Annotated in this window: 10 protein-coding genes; all 10 read right to left on the reverse strand. The window is 68.1% G+C overall.

Annotated elements, in window-relative coordinates; translation table 11 throughout:
• Nucleotides 1–63: 63 nt before the first annotated feature.
• Complete coding sequence (locus E3O50_RS10955; protein ID WP_134449857.1) at nucleotides 64–1,125, reverse strand: aspartate-semialdehyde dehydrogenase; 1,062 nt, start codon at nucleotides 1,123–1,125, stop codon at nucleotides 64–66.
• Between the two features lie 99 nt (nucleotides 1,126–1,224).
• A complete protein-coding gene (locus E3O50_RS10960; protein ID WP_134450073.1) occupies nucleotides 1,225–2,565 on the reverse strand; it encodes an aspartate kinase in 1,341 nt (446 codons plus the stop codon).
• 120 nt (nucleotides 2,566–2,685) lie between these two features.
• The gene (gene recR, locus E3O50_RS10965; RefSeq protein ID WP_134449856.1) at nucleotides 2,686–3,285 is read right to left on the reverse strand and encodes a recombination mediator RecR; all 600 of its coding nucleotides are present in this window, start codon (nucleotides 3,283–3,285) and stop codon (nucleotides 2,686–2,688) included.
• 3 nt (nucleotides 3,286–3,288) lie between these two features.
• Nucleotides 3,289–5,784: a DNA polymerase III subunit gamma and tau gene (locus E3O50_RS10970; protein ID WP_134558022.1), complete on the reverse strand. Its 2,496-nt coding sequence runs from the start codon at nucleotides 5,782–5,784 to the stop codon at nucleotides 3,289–3,291.
• A 64-nt stretch (nucleotides 5,785–5,848) separates the two neighbouring features.
• On the reverse strand, nucleotides 5,849–7,726 hold the full coding sequence (locus E3O50_RS10975) for a beta-galactosidase (protein ID WP_241975169.1): 1,878 nt from the start codon (nucleotides 7,724–7,726) through the stop codon (nucleotides 5,849–5,851).
• Between the two features lie 2 nt (nucleotides 7,727–7,728).
• Entirely contained in the window at nucleotides 7,729–9,882 is a 2,154-nt protein-coding gene (locus tag E3O50_RS10980; protein WP_241975170.1) for a beta-galactosidase, read from the reverse strand.
• Nucleotides 9,879–11,417, reverse strand: a complete 1,539-nt coding sequence (locus E3O50_RS10985; protein ID WP_198413581.1) for an alpha-L-arabinofuranosidase C-terminal domain-containing protein — start codon at nucleotides 11,415–11,417, stop codon at nucleotides 9,879–9,881. The genes E3O50_RS10980 and E3O50_RS10985 overlap by 4 nt, the downstream gene beginning before the upstream one ends.
• A 98-nt stretch (nucleotides 11,418–11,515) precedes the next feature.
• Nucleotides 11,516–12,880 carry a sugar ABC transporter substrate-binding protein gene (locus tag E3O50_RS10990; RefSeq protein ID WP_134558024.1) on the reverse strand — a complete coding sequence of 455 codons (1,365 nt, stop codon included), beginning with the start codon at nucleotides 12,878–12,880 and terminating at the stop codon, nucleotides 11,516–11,518.
• Between the two features lie 77 nt (nucleotides 12,881–12,957).
• Nucleotides 12,958–13,842: a carbohydrate ABC transporter permease gene (locus tag E3O50_RS10995; protein WP_241975181.1), complete on the reverse strand. Its 885-nt coding sequence runs from the start codon at nucleotides 13,840–13,842 to the stop codon at nucleotides 12,958–12,960.
• A gap of 61 nt (nucleotides 13,843–13,903) precedes the next feature.
• Complete coding sequence (locus E3O50_RS11000; RefSeq protein ID WP_134449850.1) at nucleotides 13,904–14,833, reverse strand: sugar ABC transporter permease; 930 nt, start codon at nucleotides 14,831–14,833, stop codon at nucleotides 13,904–13,906.
• Nucleotides 14,834–15,058 lie beyond the last annotated feature (225 nt).

Here is a 15,058-nt window from a genome sequence, read left to right on the forward strand (position 1 = left end):
GGTGTTCCACAGTAGTGCACGCGGTCCGGCGGTCGCCTCCGCGACCGGAAAAGTCACCGTCGGTCAGGACGCGAGCAGGTCCGCGGCGACGAGTTCGGCGATCTGGACGGCGTTGAGCGCGGCGCCCTTGCGCAGGTTGTCGTTGGTGATGAACAGGGCCAGTCCACGCCCATCCGGCACTCCGGGGTCCTGGCGGACCCGACCGACGAAGCTCGGGTCCTTGCCCGCGGCCTCGAGCGGAGTGGGGACGTCCGTGAGCACGACGCCCGGAGCATCCTTGAGCAGCTCGAGCGCACGGGCGACCGAGAGCGGGTTCGCGAATTCGGCGTTGATGGACAGGGAGTGGCCCGTGAAGACCGGCACCCGCACGCAGGTACCCGAGACAAGCAGGTCGGGCAGTTCGAGGATCTTGCGGCTCTCGTTGCGCAGCTTCTTTTCCTCGTCCGTCTCGAAGAGTCCGTCGTCGACGATCGAACCGGCGAGCGGAACGACGTCGAAGGCGATCGGGCGCACGTACAGCACGGGTTCGGGCATCGGGACGGCGGACCCGTCGTGGACGAGCTGGAGGAGGTTGTCGCTGTGCGCGGCGGCGCGGATCTGGCTCGCCAGTTCCTGGGCACCGGCGAGCCCGCTGCCGGACACGGCCTGGTAGGTGCTCACGATCAGGCGCTGCAGCCCGGCTTCGTCGTGCAGGACCTTGAGCACCGGCATCGCGGCCATCGTGGTGCAGTTCGGGTTCGCGATGATGCCCTTGACCGCGTGGTGAATGGCTTCGGGGTTGACCTCGCTGACGACGAGGGGAACGTCGGGGTCCATCCGCCAGCCGGACGAGTTGTCGATCACGGTGACGCCGGCAGCGGCGAACCGGGGGGCCTGGACCTTGGACAGGGTCGCCCCGGCGGAGAAGATCGCGATGTCGAGCCCGGTCGGGTCGGCCGTCGCGGCGTCTTCGACGACGATCCGGTCGTCCTTCCACGGCAGGGTGGTTCCGGCCGAACGGGCAGAGGCGAAGTAGCGGATGCCCGCAACCGGGAAGTCCCGCTGCTCGAGCAGGTGCCGGACGACGGCGCCCACCTGGCCGGTTGCCCCGACGACTCCGATGTGGATTCCTGCTGTGCTGCTCACGGTTTCTTCCCTAGTATCTGTCTGTCGTGCTGTCTGACGGTCTGACTGCGGGTGACGCGGTGTGTGGCTCGGTTCCCGGCGATGCCGGGGCGGCGCGGCTCAGCGGCCGGTGCCGCCGTGCACGACGGCCTCGGCGTCGTCGTCGAGGTCGAACGCGGTGTGCACGACCCGGAGCGCCTCGTTGATGGTGTCCGCGCGGGTGACGACCGAGATGCGGATCTCGCTCGTCGAGATCATCTCGATGTTGATCCCGGCCTCGTAGAGTGCGGCGAACAGCTTCGCGGAGACACCGGTGTTGGTGCGCATGCCCGCGCCGACGAGGGCGAGCTTGCCGATCTGGTCGTCGTACTGCAGGCTCGCGAACCCGACGTTTCCGCGTTCGTTCGTCAGCGCGGTCAGGACCCGCTGTCCTTCCGACTTCGGAAGGGTGAAGGAGATGTCGGTCAGCCCGGTCGAGGCGGCGGACACGTTCTGGACGATCATGTCGACGTTGGCGTTGGTGTTCGCGACGATCTTGAAGATCTGCGCGGCCTTGCCGGGGATGTCGGGAACGCCGACGACGGTCACCTTCGCCTCGCTGAGGTCGGCGGCGATCCCGGCGATGATGGGCTCTTCCACTTTTTCTCCGATCAGGGATTCGGTCGTACTGGTAACGGGAGGCGTGCCGACGGTTCCATCCGGGAGCGCGGTCGCCGGGTCGGTCGTGTCGGGGTTGTACACGATCGTGCCGAGATTGTTGTTGAACGATGAGCGCACGTGCAGGGTCACCCCGTGCCTGCGGGCGTATTCCACCGCCCGGATGTAGAGGACCTTGGCGCCGGCGGCGGCGAGCTCGAGCATTTCCTCGCTCGAGATGCGGTCGAGCTTGTGCGCCCGGGGAACGACGCGCGGGTCCGCGGTGAACACGCCGTCGACATCCGTGTAGATCTCGCAAATGTCGGCGTTCAGGGCGGCGGCGAGGGCGACGGCCGTGGTGTCCGAGCCGCCGCGACCGAGGGTCGTGATGTCCATGGTGTCGCGATTGAAGCCCTGGAAGCCTGCGACGATCGCGACGGCGCCCTCGTCGAGAGCCGAGCGGATGCGACCGGGCGTGACGTCGACGATGCGCGCGGCGCCGTGGTGCGCGTCGGTGATCATGCCGGCCTGGCTGCCGGTGAAGGAGCGCGCGTCGTAGCCCATGCTCTTGATCGCCATGGCGAGAAGGGCCATGGAGATGCGTTCGCCTGCGGTGAGGAGCATGTCGAGCTCGCGCGGCGCCGGGATCGGGGTGACCTGGTGGGCGAGGTCGAGGAGCTCGTCCGTGGAGTCGCCCATCGCGGAGACGGCGACGACGACCTCGTTGCCGGCCTTGCGGGTGTCGACGATGCGCTTGGCGACGCGCTTGATGCTTTCGGCGTCTGCGACGGATGATCCGCCGAACTTCTGCACGATCAAGCTCACGTGGCGCTCCTGGGGGTTCGGGTCTGCGGGCATGGCGGGCATAGCCCCGTCTTCCATCCTAAATGCTGATGTATTCGGCACCGGCAATGTGACGCCGCGCACGCGGGCGTGGAGCCGGGGTCAGCTCGAGACGGTGCGGCGACCCTCGAAGGCACGGCCGAGGGTGACCTCGTCGGCGTACTCGAGGTCGCCACCGACGGGCAGGCCGGAGGCGAGCCGGGTGACCGTGATCTCGAGGGTCGTCAGCAGGCGCGACAGGTAGGCCGCCGTCGCCTCGCCCTCGAGGTTCGGGTCGGTCGCGATGATGACCTCCTGGACGGTGTTGTCGGAGAGGCGCTGCAGCAGCTGGCGGATGCGGAGCTGGTCTGGCCCGATGCCGTCGATGGGGCTGATCGCGCCACCGAGCACGTGGTAGAGCCCCTTGAACTCGCGGGTGCGCTCGATCGCCACGACGTCTTTGGCCTCTTCGACGACGCAGATCATCGCGGGATTGCGGCGCGGGTCGCGGCAGATCATGCACGTCGGCTGCTCGGAGACATTGCCGCAGATCTCGCAGAAGCGCACCTTGTCGCGCACCTCGAGGAGGACATTGGCGAGGTGGGTGACGTCGAAGCTCTCGGTCTGCAGAATGTGGAACGCGATACGCTGCGCGGACTTCGGCCCGATTCCGGGCAGGCGGCCGAGTTCGTCGATCAGTTCCTGGACGATTCCTTCGTACATGGGTCAGTCGCCTCTGGTTCGGGGTGCCGGTTCGTACGGCTGTTCTTCGAGGAAGGTCGCACCGAGGACCTCGCGGACGACGGATTCCCCGTAGCGCTGCTTCTCCTCGAAGGCCGGGCTGCGCCTGCCGTTCGGGCCGATGGTGTTCGGCCCGGTGTGGGTGACGTTGCGATCGACCGGTGCCGGCTGCGCCTGGGGTGCGGGAGGCACCTGGCGCGCGGGCGACCGGTTCTGACCCTGTCTGGCCGAGCCCGCGTTGCGGTCCGGTGGGGTGTCCTCGTCCGGCGGCACGTCGCTGTCGTCGTACGGCGGCGGTTCGTCGTCGTATGGCGGTTCACCCTGTCGGGCAGCGGATGCCTTGGGGCCGGGCGCTGCCGGAGCCGAGGGTGCCGGTGTTGCCGCGTTCGGTGCAGCGGCGGCAGGGGCAGCGGTCGCGGCAGGTGCGGTCGCGGGGGCCGTCGCCCCGGTGGACGCGTCGCCCGCGCCCGGAATCGCGACGGTCGCCCAGGCGGTGACGGAGCCGGTCGGCTCGACGGGGGTGGACCGCGGTGCCGATGCCGGCTGAGCGGATGCCCGGGTCGGGGCGTTGGACCCTGCGGTGGCCGAGGGTCCGGTCGGTGATGCTGACGCGTCCGGGCGTCCGAACGGTGTGTCGGCTGCGCCGTCGCTCACCGCAGCGGCCGGCGGTGCGGCCTGCGACGCGGCGGCGGCAGGGCTCGATGTCTGTGGCTCTGGCGCGGGCGACGCACTGGGCACAGCTGACGGGCCGGCGACGGGGGTTGATGCCCCGGGCTCGGTGACCTTGGCGATGAGGCGCGGCGTGAAGCCGAGGACCGAATTGACCGCCCGTTTGAGGTAGTCGCCGACGCCCTCCCCCGGCGCGGCTGACTGCTTGAGGCCGGCGACGTCCTTCTGGCTCGGGAACGACAGCACGAGGAGGTCGCCGTCGCGGAATTCGAGCACGTTCGCCGTGTAGAGCACGAGCCACGCGCTCGTCTTGGCGGTCTGGACGGCCTCGAGGACCTCTGGCCAGGCGTCCTTGACCTGCTGGAACGTGACCGGCCCGATCGGGCGGGCCGCGGCAACGACGGCCGGCGCGACGGATGCCTGACCTGCCGGAGGGCTCGTGGGAACAGTGGAGACCGCGGGGGTCACGGGGGCTTCGGGCGCAGGCGCACCGCGATCGGCGACCGGCACGGGGCGTGCATCGGGGGCGTGCGAAGCATCCGTCGGAGACGAAACGGCGGGCGTCGCGGAGCTGGGAGCCACCGATGCGGCCGAGCTCGTATCGGCACCGCTTGTACCGACATCGCTTGCACCCACAGCGCTCGTACCAACACCGATGCGGCGCTCGAGCCGTTCCACGCGGGCGAGCGCGCCGCGGGTGGAGTCGTCGCTCGCGGGGATCAGCACGCGGGCGATCATGAGTTCGAGGTGCAGCCGGGGCGAGGTCGCGCCGGTCATCTCGGTGAGTGCGGTGTTGAGGATGTCGGCGGTGCGGGAGAGCTCGGCCGGGCCGAACTTGGCGGCCTGAACGGCCATCCGCTCGATCTCGTCTTGCGGAACCCCGCGGAGCACGGCGGACGCGCCCGCTGCGGAGGTTGCGGCGACGACGATGAGATCGCGCATGCGCTCGAGGAGGTCTTCGACGAAGCGGCGCGGGTCCTGGCCGGTCTGGATGACCCGGTCGACCGCGTCGAAGGCTGCGGCGGGGTCGCGGGCGGCGATCGCGTCGATCGACTCGTCGAGCAGGGACGCGCTCGTGTAGCCGAGGAGGGCGACCGCGCGGTCGTACTCCACGGAGTGGTCGTCGGAACCGGCCATGAGCTGGTCGAGGAGCGAGAGGGTGTCGCGGGGCGACCCGCCGCCGGCGCGGACGACGAGCGGAAGCACGCCGGGTGCGACGGCGACCTTCTCGCTCTCGCAGAGCGTCTGCACGTATTCGAGCATCGGGCCCGGCGGGACGAGCCGGAACGGGTAGTGGTGGGTGCGCGAGCGGATCGTGCCGATGACCTTCTCGGGCTCGGTCGTCGCGAAGATGAACTTCACGTGTTCCGGCGGCTCTTCGACGATCTTGAGCAGAGCGTTGAAGCCCTGCGGCGTGACCATGTGCGCCTCGTCGAGGATGAAGATCTTGTAGCGGTCGCGGGCGGGCGCGAAGATGGCGCGCTCCCGGATGTCGCGGGCGTCGTCGACGCCGTTGTGGCTCGCGGCATCGATCTCGACGACGTCGAGCGAGCCGCCACCGTCGCGGGAGAGCTCGACGCAGCTCGGGCAGACACCGCACGGGGTGTCGGTCGGGCCCTCTGCACAGTTGAGGCAGCGGGCGAGGATGCGCGCACTCGTGGTCTTGCCGCAGCCGCGGGGGCCGCTGAACAGGTACGCGTGGTTCACCCGATTCGTGCGCAGGGCCGTCATCAGGGGTTCGGTCACCTGGGACTGGCCGATCATCTCGGCAAAGGTCTCTGGCCGGTAGCGGCGATACAGGGCGGTAACCACGGATCAATCGTAGCCGGGACCGCTGACAGTCCCGCCCGGGGGCCGGGGTCCCGGGCGGAGACCGCTAGAAATCGGTGTGGCCGAGGTCGGGGCGGGAGACGAAGCGGGCCCGGGTGCTTCCGGTTCCGTGCAGGAACAGCACGAGGAGCTCATTGCGCTCCCGCAGCACCGGGCCCGGAACGTACAGGGTGGTCTGCGGTCCGCGGTCCCAGAACCGCCCGAGGTTGAACCCGTTGATCCAGGCCTGGCCCTTGCCCCAGCCTGCCGTGCTGAGGAAGAGGTCGCGTCCCTGCTCTGTGTCGAACGAGCCGCGCGCGAACGCGGGTCCGCTCAGCGAGCCGACCGGGGCCTCCACGGCGACCGTGTCCGCGGCGGGCTCGGCGGCCCGGAGCGAGTCGAAGGCGAATGTCAGATCGACGTCCAGGTCGGGATCGAGATCGCGCTCGCCGCCCCCGTCGGAGCATCGCGGATGCTGGGCGAAGAGCCGGCTACCGGCTGCGGCGAATCCGTCCAGGTCGAGGGGCAGCACCTGCCAGTTCCCGAGAGGCGCCCCGTCGAGGGTCGCCGGGCCGATCAGGCCCTTGTCCTCCCCGATTCTCGGGCCGTAGTTGACCCGGCCCTGGTCCTCGACGAGGAGGTCGAGCGTGGACCCCTTCGGCAGGCTGATCGACCGGTCGTGGTGGTCGCGCTGCAGAACGCCGACGGGATTGCCGTCGACGAACACCTGGGCGCGATCGCGGATCGCGCCGAAGGAGAGCAGATGTGCGCCGGGGGCCAGCCTGCTGCGGTACAGCGCGAATCCGGTGTACTGGCCGAGGGCATCCATGCTCGGCAGCCCCGGCACGGGTTCGGCGGCCGGGTCCGCCAGCTCGCGCAGAGCGTCCCAGAGCGTCACCGACTCATCGAGCTCGACCTCGAAGGCGGGCGCCGCCGGAACGGCTTCGGGCAGTTCGGCCGGCACCGGCCCGTACCGGGCGAGCACCTCGCGGAAGGCGAGGTATTTCTCCGTCACCTCCCCGCTCTCGGAGAGCGGAGCGTCGTAGTCGTAGGACGTGACCGTCGGCTGGAACACGCCCTTGTCGTTGGCGCCGTTGGTGAAGCCGAAATTGGTGCCGCCGGTGAACATGTAGAGCGACACGGAAGCGCCGGTGGCGAGCAGGGCGTCGAGCTCACGGGCCGAGTCCTCCGCGGAGGTGGTGTGGTGGTGGGCTCCCCAGTGGTCGAACCAGCCGTTCCAGAATTCGGCGCACATGAGCGGCCCCGTCGGCTGGTGGCGGCGCAGGGTCGCCAGTCGTTCGGTGGCCCGCGACCCGAACGAGCCGGTCTTGTGCAGGCCGGGAAGGCTGCCGTCGGTCAGCATCTGGTCGGTGGGCTGGTCGATCGTGGTGAGCGGCACCGTGATGCCGCCGGCCCGGTTGAGGTCGACGAGCGCACGCAGGTAGTCCTTGTCGGCGCCGTATGCGCCGTATTCGTTCTCGATCTGCACGAGGATGACGGGCCCGCCCCTGTCGATCTGACGGGAGGCCACGATCGGCAGCAGCTGCCCGAAGTATTCGGCGACCGCCGCGAGGTAGAGCGGTTCGTTGCGCCGCACGCCGACGGCCGGGTCGCGGAAAAGCCAGCCGGGCAGGCCGCCGTTGTCCCACTCGGCGCAGATGAAGGGGCCCGGCCGCACGATGGCGTACATCCCCTCCGCCGCGATGAGGTCGAGAAACCTGGCCAGGTCGAGCCCGGCATCGGTGCGGAACTGCCCGCGAACCGGCGAATGCGCGTTCCACGCCACGTAGGTCTCGATCGTGTTGAGCCCCATCAGCCAAGCCTTGTGGATCCGGTCCGCCCAGTGGTCCGGATGAACCCGGAAATAGTGGATGGCGCCGGCGAGCACCCGGAACGGCGTGCCGTCCAGGAGGAAGTCGGTCTCGCCGATCGCGAAGTCGGCCACGGTCACTCCCCCGCCCGCGGCCGGCTCAGCACGGCGACCCCGGTCGCCGGGAGGGTGAGCGAGCCGGCGGCCAGGGTGCTTCCTCCGAGATCGACGGCCGTGAGGCATCCATCGAACGGGGTGAGTGCCACCGTGACCGCATGCGCGGAATGGTTGATGTAGAAGAGGTACTCGAGGATGTCCGTCTCACGCATGGCGAGCTGGACAGTGCCGCGCACGTCGGAGGGCAGCGGTGAGGCGATGCCGGCATCCGCGGCGAAGCGACCGACGAGGGCGACGAGGGCTTCCCTGTCGAGTACCGTCCCGACGAAGCTGGCCCGTCCGGCACCGACGGCACGGCCGGTGATGGCCGGCACGCCGGGGAACGGGCCGTCGTCGAAGCGCGCGAGCACGTCGACGTCGTTCCGCACGGTGACGTCGTGGGTGAGCAGCGTCCCTGTCGAGCCCGCGGGCAGGTCGCCGGACAGTCCGACGGCCTGGCCGGCGAGCAGGCCGCCGAATTCCTCTGCGCGCACGCCGAGCAGCTCACGGAAGGCACCGGGGTAGCCGCCGGGGTGGATGTGGTCGTCGGCGTCGGCGATGCCGGAGAAGACGCCGACCGTGAGGTGGCCACCACCGGTCACATAGCCGGTGAGCGCTTCCGCGAGGTCTGCCGTGACCACGTAGAGCATCGGGGCGATCACGAGGTCATAGCCGTCGAGGCCGGGTCCGTGCAGCACCGATCGGGCGGGAATGATGTCGGCCTGGAGCCCGTTCGCGAGCGCCGCGGTGTACCAGGTCATCGCCTCGGCCTTGTAGCGCAGCAGCTCGGTGGGGTGCGAGTCGAGCTCGGAGGCCCACCACGAGTCCCAGTCGAAGAGGATGCCGATGCGGGCCTGCCGGGTCCGGCTTCCCGCGACCTCGGCGAGGCCGGCGAGGTCGCCGCCGAAGCGGGCGACCCTGCGGAAGACGGTGCTGTCTTCACCCGCGTGCGGGAGCATCGCGGAATGGAACTTCTCGGCGCCGGCCAGCGACTGTCGCCACTGGAAGAAGCAGACCGCGTCCGCGCCTTGCGCGACGTGCGTGAGGCTGTCGCGGCGCAGCTGGCCGGGCGACTTCGCCTGGTTGACCGGCTGCCAGTTCACGGCGCTGGTGGAATGCTCCATCAGGAACCAGGGCGCACGATGCGCGATCTGGCCGGTCAGGTTGGCCGAGAACGACAGTTCCTCGAAGGCCTCCGGGTCTGCGACGAGCAGGTAGTGATCGTTGGAGACGATGTCGACCTCGTCGGCCCAGTCCGCGTAGTCCATGCCGCGGGTCTCCCCCATCACCATGAAGTTGGTGGTGATCGGAACCTCGGGAGTCGCCTGCCGCAGGATCTCGCGCTCGGCGACCAGGTAGTCCTTGAGTGCGTCGCTGGAGAACCGGGCGAAGTCGAGTTGCTGGGTGGGGTTCGGGTGGGTGGCGGCGAGGCGCGGCGGCAGGATCTGGCTCCAGCTCGAGTAGTTCTGGGACCAGAACGCGGTGCCCCAGGCCCGGTTGAGTTCGACGAGCGAGCCGTACCGGCCTGCGAGCCAGCCGCGGAAGGCCGCAGCAGCGTCGTCAGAGTAGTCGTAGACGTTGTGGCAGCCGAGTTCGTTGCTGATGTGCCACATGGCGAGGGCGGGATGGCCGGCGTAGCGCATGGCCATCTTCTCGACGAGGGCCAGGGCGTAGCGGCGGAAGACCGGTGAGGTCGGACGCCACTGCTGGCGGCCGCCGGGCCAGATGGTCTCGCCGAGCCGGTTCACGGGCAGCACCTCGGGGTGCGCCTCGGTCAGCCAGGGTGGCGGGCTCGCGGTTGCGGTGGCGAGGTCGACGGCGATGCCGTTGGCGTGCAGCAGGTCGAGGGCGCGGTCGAGCCAGCCGAAATCCCAGCTGTCGATGGTGGGCTGCAGCAGCGCCCAGGAGAAGATGCCGACGCTGACGATGTTCACGCCGGCCTCGCGCATCAGCCGCATGTCGTCGGCCCAGACCGCCTCCGGCCACTGTTCGGGGTTGTAGTCGGCGCCGTATGCGATACGTGCGGTTCCGGACGCCAGGCTCTCCGTTCCGTCGGCGAGGGTGTGCGCATCCGGCCAGCGCACCCAGCGGGTCGCTGTCGATGTTGCCGCGATGGTCGCGCTCATGGTGCTCATGACGCGCTCCGGGCGGCCAGGCGGACGATGGACCAGGACAGTGCCGGCAGCACCGCGGTGAGGCGGGCGCAGTCTTCCGACAGCGTCAGGCCCGTGAGCTCGACGGGTGCCACCGTCTCCTGATGATCGAGGGCATTCGTGCTGAACCGGTCGCCGCCGTCCGGGGCGCGCACGCTCCGCGCGGACCGGATCGCTCCGGCGGGTGCCCCGGCCAGGTCCACGTCCAGGGTGAGCGGGGTGGTGCTCGACCGGTTCACGAGATACAGCACGACCTCGTCGTCGGTGGCCGTCGCGGCGGCATCCGCTACGTCGACGGTGCCGTGGGCGACGGTTTCGTAGGTGTCGGAGTGGATCGCGGTGGCCAGCACGTCGCCGCGGGCTGCGCCCGCGGTCAACGCGAAGGGGAAGAACGTGGTCTGTCGCCAGGCCGGTCCGCCGGGTTCGGACCTGATCGGGGCGATCACATTCACGAGTTGGGCGAGGTTGGCCATCGAGACCCGGTCGCTGTTGCGCAGCAGGGAGATCAGCAGGGAACCGACGACGACGGCGTCGCTGACGTTGTACTCGTCTTCGATCAGGCGGGGGTGGGCGTTCCAGTCGCCGGTGAGCAGGTCCGCCTTGTCCACCTCGTTGAAGCGGGTCTGGTACCAGACGTTCCACTCGTCGACGCTGATGCCGATGAAGCGGTCGACGCCCCGTTCGGCCGCCACCTCGTCGACGATCGCGGCGACGTCTCCGATGAAGCGGTCCAGGCCGACGCCGGAGGCCAGGAAGCTGCCGAGGTCGCCGGGCTTCTCCTCGTAGTAGGCGTGCAGGGAGATGTGGTCGACGAGGTCGATGGTGTGCCCGAGCACCGTGCGTTCCCAGCTGCCGAAGGTGGGCATTTCGGCGTTGGAGCTGCCGGCGACGACGAGTTCGATGGTGGGGTCGACCCATTTCATCACCCGGGCGGTCTCGGCGGCGAGGCGCCCGTATTCCTCGGCGGTCTTGTGGCCGATCTGCCAGGGGCCGTCCATTTCGTTGCCGAGGCACCAGACGCGGATGCCGAACGGTTCCGTGCGACCGTTGGCCCTGCGCTCCTCGGAGCGGGTGGTGCCCCCCGGGTGGTTGGCGTATTCGAGCAGGGCCGCGGCTTCCGCGACGCCCCGGGTGCCCAGGTTCACGGCCTGCATCACCTCGACGCCCGCGGTCTCCGCCCAGGCCGCGAATTCGTGCAGGCCGACCTCGTTGGTCTCGATGCTGTGCCACGCCACGTCGAGGCGCACGGGGCGCGTGTCGCGGGGGCCGACGCTGTCTTCCCAGCGGAAGCCGGAGACGAAGTTGCCTCCGGGATAGCGGACGAGGCTCGGGTTCAGTTCCCGCACCAGGTCGAGCACGTCCTGGCGGAATCCCTCCGCATTCGCGGCGGGATGACCGGGCTCGTAGATGCCCGTGTACACGGCGCGGCCCATGTGTTCGACGAAGGAGCCGAAGATCCGGGGCGAAACGGGTGCCACAACGTTGTCGCGGGTGATGCTGAGCCGGGCGTGCAACACGGGAGAAGATCCTCTTTGTTCGGTACGACGGTGGTGAAGGCGACGGAAAAGGGTGGGCCTGGTCCAGGCCCACCCTTCTCCGACGGTGGCGCAGGATGCTACTTGCTGGTGACGGTGAAGCCCTGCTGGTTGCCGTAGTCCGCGGTGGCCTTCTGCCACGCGGTCAACCCGGCATTGAGGTCGGACTTGGCGGCATACGCCTGGCCGACCGTGTCCTTGAAGATGCTGTTCGAGTAGACCTGGAACGGGAGGTAGCTCCAGCCGGGAACGACGTCCTTCGCGGACTGCACGAGGACCTGGTTGATCTTCTGGCCGCCGAAGTAGTCGCTCGTGGCGTTCAGGAACGCGTCGGAGTTCAGGTCGGCGACGGTCGACGGGAATCCGCCGGCGTCGATCGAGATCTGGGTGCCCGCGCCCTCGTTCATGTACTGGAGGAAACCAGCTGCGACGAGCTTGTTCTTGCTCTGCTCGAGGATGGCATCTCCACCGCCGCCGTTCTCGGCGCTTGCCTTGTCGCCTGCCGTGTACGTCGGCAGCGGTGCGACCCGCCAGTCACCGGCGGCTTCCTTCACACCGGACTCGAGGTTGCCGGGCATCCAGGCACCGATGTTGAGGGTGGCGATGGTGCCGTCGCCGAGGCCCTTGTACCATTCGTCGCTCCAGCTGGGCGTTGCGGCGAGGAGGTCGTTGCTGAGCAGCGTGTTCCAGGTGTCTGCGAACTTCTTCGAGCCCGCGTCCTGGAGGTTGATGCTGACCTTGGTGGAGTCCGTCGTGGTGTACGGCTGGCCGCCGGCCTGCCAGATCATGCTCGTGGTGAAGCCGGCGTCGCCGGTGTCGTTGGTGATGTAGGCGTTCGGGTTGGCCTCGTGCAGCTTCTTGGCCGTTGCGACGTACTCGTCCAAGGTGGTGGGAACGGTGAGGCCGTACTTGTCGAAGACGGCCTTGTTGTAGAACATGGCCATGGGGCCGGAGTCCTGCGGGAGGGCGTAGATGCCGTCGCCGAGCTTGACCGATCCCCAGGTGCTGTCGGTGTATTCGGACGCGTACGAGTCGAAGCCGTATGCGCTGAGGTCGGCGAGCGACTTGGACAACGCGAACTGCGGAAGCGCGTAATACTCGATCTGGGCGATGTCCGGCGCGCCGGACCCTGCCTTGATCGCGTTCTGGAGCTTGATGTACTGATCGTTGCCGGTTCCCGCGTTGACGACCTTGACGGTCACATTCGGGTGTTCCTTCTCGAACGCCGCGGCGATCTTCTCCACGGCCGGGGCCCACGCCCAGACGGTGATGGTCGACTTCTCGTTCAGGGCCGCGGTGATGTCCGCGGCGCTGGCAGTCGACGATGCTGTCGATCCGGTTCCGGATCCGGAACACGCGGCGAGGGACATGCTGAGCGCGAGTCCGGTGGCGACGACGACCGCGGTGCGACGCAGTGCCTTCCTGGTGCTGTGTGGTGCTTTCATGAAATGCCTTTCACTTCCTTGTAAATGGATGAACTGCGATGCGGGACAGGTGGTGCGGTCGAATGGGTCGGGGGGGGTCACGCCTTGACGCTGCCGGCGGCGAGGCCGGACTGCCAGTAGCGCTGCAGGAACAGGAACGCGACGACGATCGGGATGATTGTGAGCATCGAACCGGTGATCACGAGGTTGTAGATCACGTCGCCGCCGACGGTCTGGGCCTGATTGCTCCACTGCTTGAGTCCGACGGTGAGCGGGTACCAGGTCGGTTCGCTCAGCATGATCAGGGGCAGGAAGTAGTTGTTCCAGGTGGCCACGAGGGTGAACAGGAGCACGGTCACGAGGCCTGGGGCGAGGAGCTTGAGGGAGATGGTGAAGAAGGTGCGGAATTCGCCTGCCCCGTCCATGCGTGCGGCCTCGAGCACCTCGGTCGGCACGGCATCGAGGGCGTAGGTCCAGATCAGGTACAGGCCGAACGGGCTGATCAACGAGGGCAGGATGACCGCCCAGGGCGTGTTCGTGAGGCCCATCTGGCTGAACATGAGGAAGGTCGGGACCGCGAGGGCCGTGCCGGGGATCGCCACGGCACCGAGCACGACGGCGAAGACGGCCTTCTTGCCCGGGAAGTTGAATTTGGCCAGCCCGTAGCCGCCGAGTGCCGCGAGGAAGGTGGCCCCTCCCGCCCCGACGACGACGTACATCAGGGTGTTCCCGAACCAGCGGACGAAGACTCCGTCGTTGTAGGTGACGGTTGCGACGATGTTGTCCCAGAGGGCGTTCGGGCCGCTGAACCAGAGGCCGAAGGAGTTGAGCAGCTCGGCCTGGGTCTTGGTCGAGTTCACGAAGAGCCAGAACAAGGGCAGCAGGCTGTAGAGGACCAGCGCGCCCATGATGATGGTGAGCAGGATCGACTTTTTGGTGTGCAGGCCCTGGTTGGACTTGTTCGTCCGGGTGTAGCGGGACATCCGTGGGGCCCTGGCCTGGCTTGCGGGCACGTTCACTCTGGCCTGGTCAGTGGTGGACATCTCAGACCTCCTTCCGCGAACCGGAGTTCTGCACGATGTAGGCGATGACGGCAGTGAAGAGGCCGACGATGATCGCGATGGTGGCCGAATAGTTGTACTGCTGGCCCGCGAACGACAGGTTGTACGCGTACATGTTCGGGGAGAAGTAGGTCGAGATGGTGTTGGGCGCCAGGGACTGCAGGATGCTCGGCTCGTTGAAGAGCTGGAAGCTGCCGATGACCGAGAAGATGCCGCCGATCACGATCGCGGGACGCAGCGCCGGCATCTTGATGCTGCGGATGATGCGGAAGGCGCCGGCGCCGTCGAGGGAGGCCGCCTCATAGAGGTCGGTCGGGATCACCCGGAGCGCCGCATAGAACAGGATCATGTTGTAGCCGATGAATTCCCAGGTGACGATGTTGCCGATGCTCGCGAGCACCCAGCTGCTCCCGAGCGGGTCAGGAATGGCGAGGTGGAAGAAGTCGTTGAGGTTGCCGACCAGGCCGAACTTCGTGCCGTACATGAAGCCCCACATCAGGGTGGCGACCACCGCGGGAACGGCGTACGGCAGGAAGATCGCGATGCGGAAGAAGCTGGACAGGTGCAGGCGCGCACTGTCGATCGCGAGGGCGGCGAAGAGTGCGATGCCGAGCATGATCGGAACCTGCACGACGAAGAACAGGGTCACCCGCCCCATCGACTCCCAGAACTGGGGATCCGTGAGCGCCTGGCCGTAGTTCGCGAAGCCGACGAAGGAGTTGCCCCCGACGAGCTGTTCCTTGAAGAAGCTCAGGTAGATCGAATACAGTACCGGAGCGATCAGGACGAGGGTGAAGACGACCATGAACGGGGCGATGAACTTCCAGCCGGTCCAGTCGCGCTTCTGCACGTGCGGCTTCCGTGGGCCGGAAAGCGCCTGGCCACTGGGGGTGAGCGTTGACAGCGTCGTCATTCCTGTTTCTCTGACTCGATAGTGTGGTGCGGCGGTTGATGGAGTTCGAGGTTCCTGGTCATGTTTGCGTAAACATGACGTGTAAGCACGCTAGCATGTTTACGTAAACATACGGAAGCATTTTCCGGGACCCGGGAGGGAACGTGGCAAAGATCAGCCCCGCTGAAGGCGCCGGCACCTCCGCGCCCTCGACTCCCCCGAGTCACCCGACTCACCCGACTCCCC

The sequence above is a fragment of the Cryobacterium sp. MDB1-18-1 genome (assembly GCF_004402735.1).
Classification (GTDB): Bacteria; Actinomycetota; Actinomycetes; order Actinomycetales; family Microbacteriaceae; genus Cryobacterium; species Cryobacterium glucosi.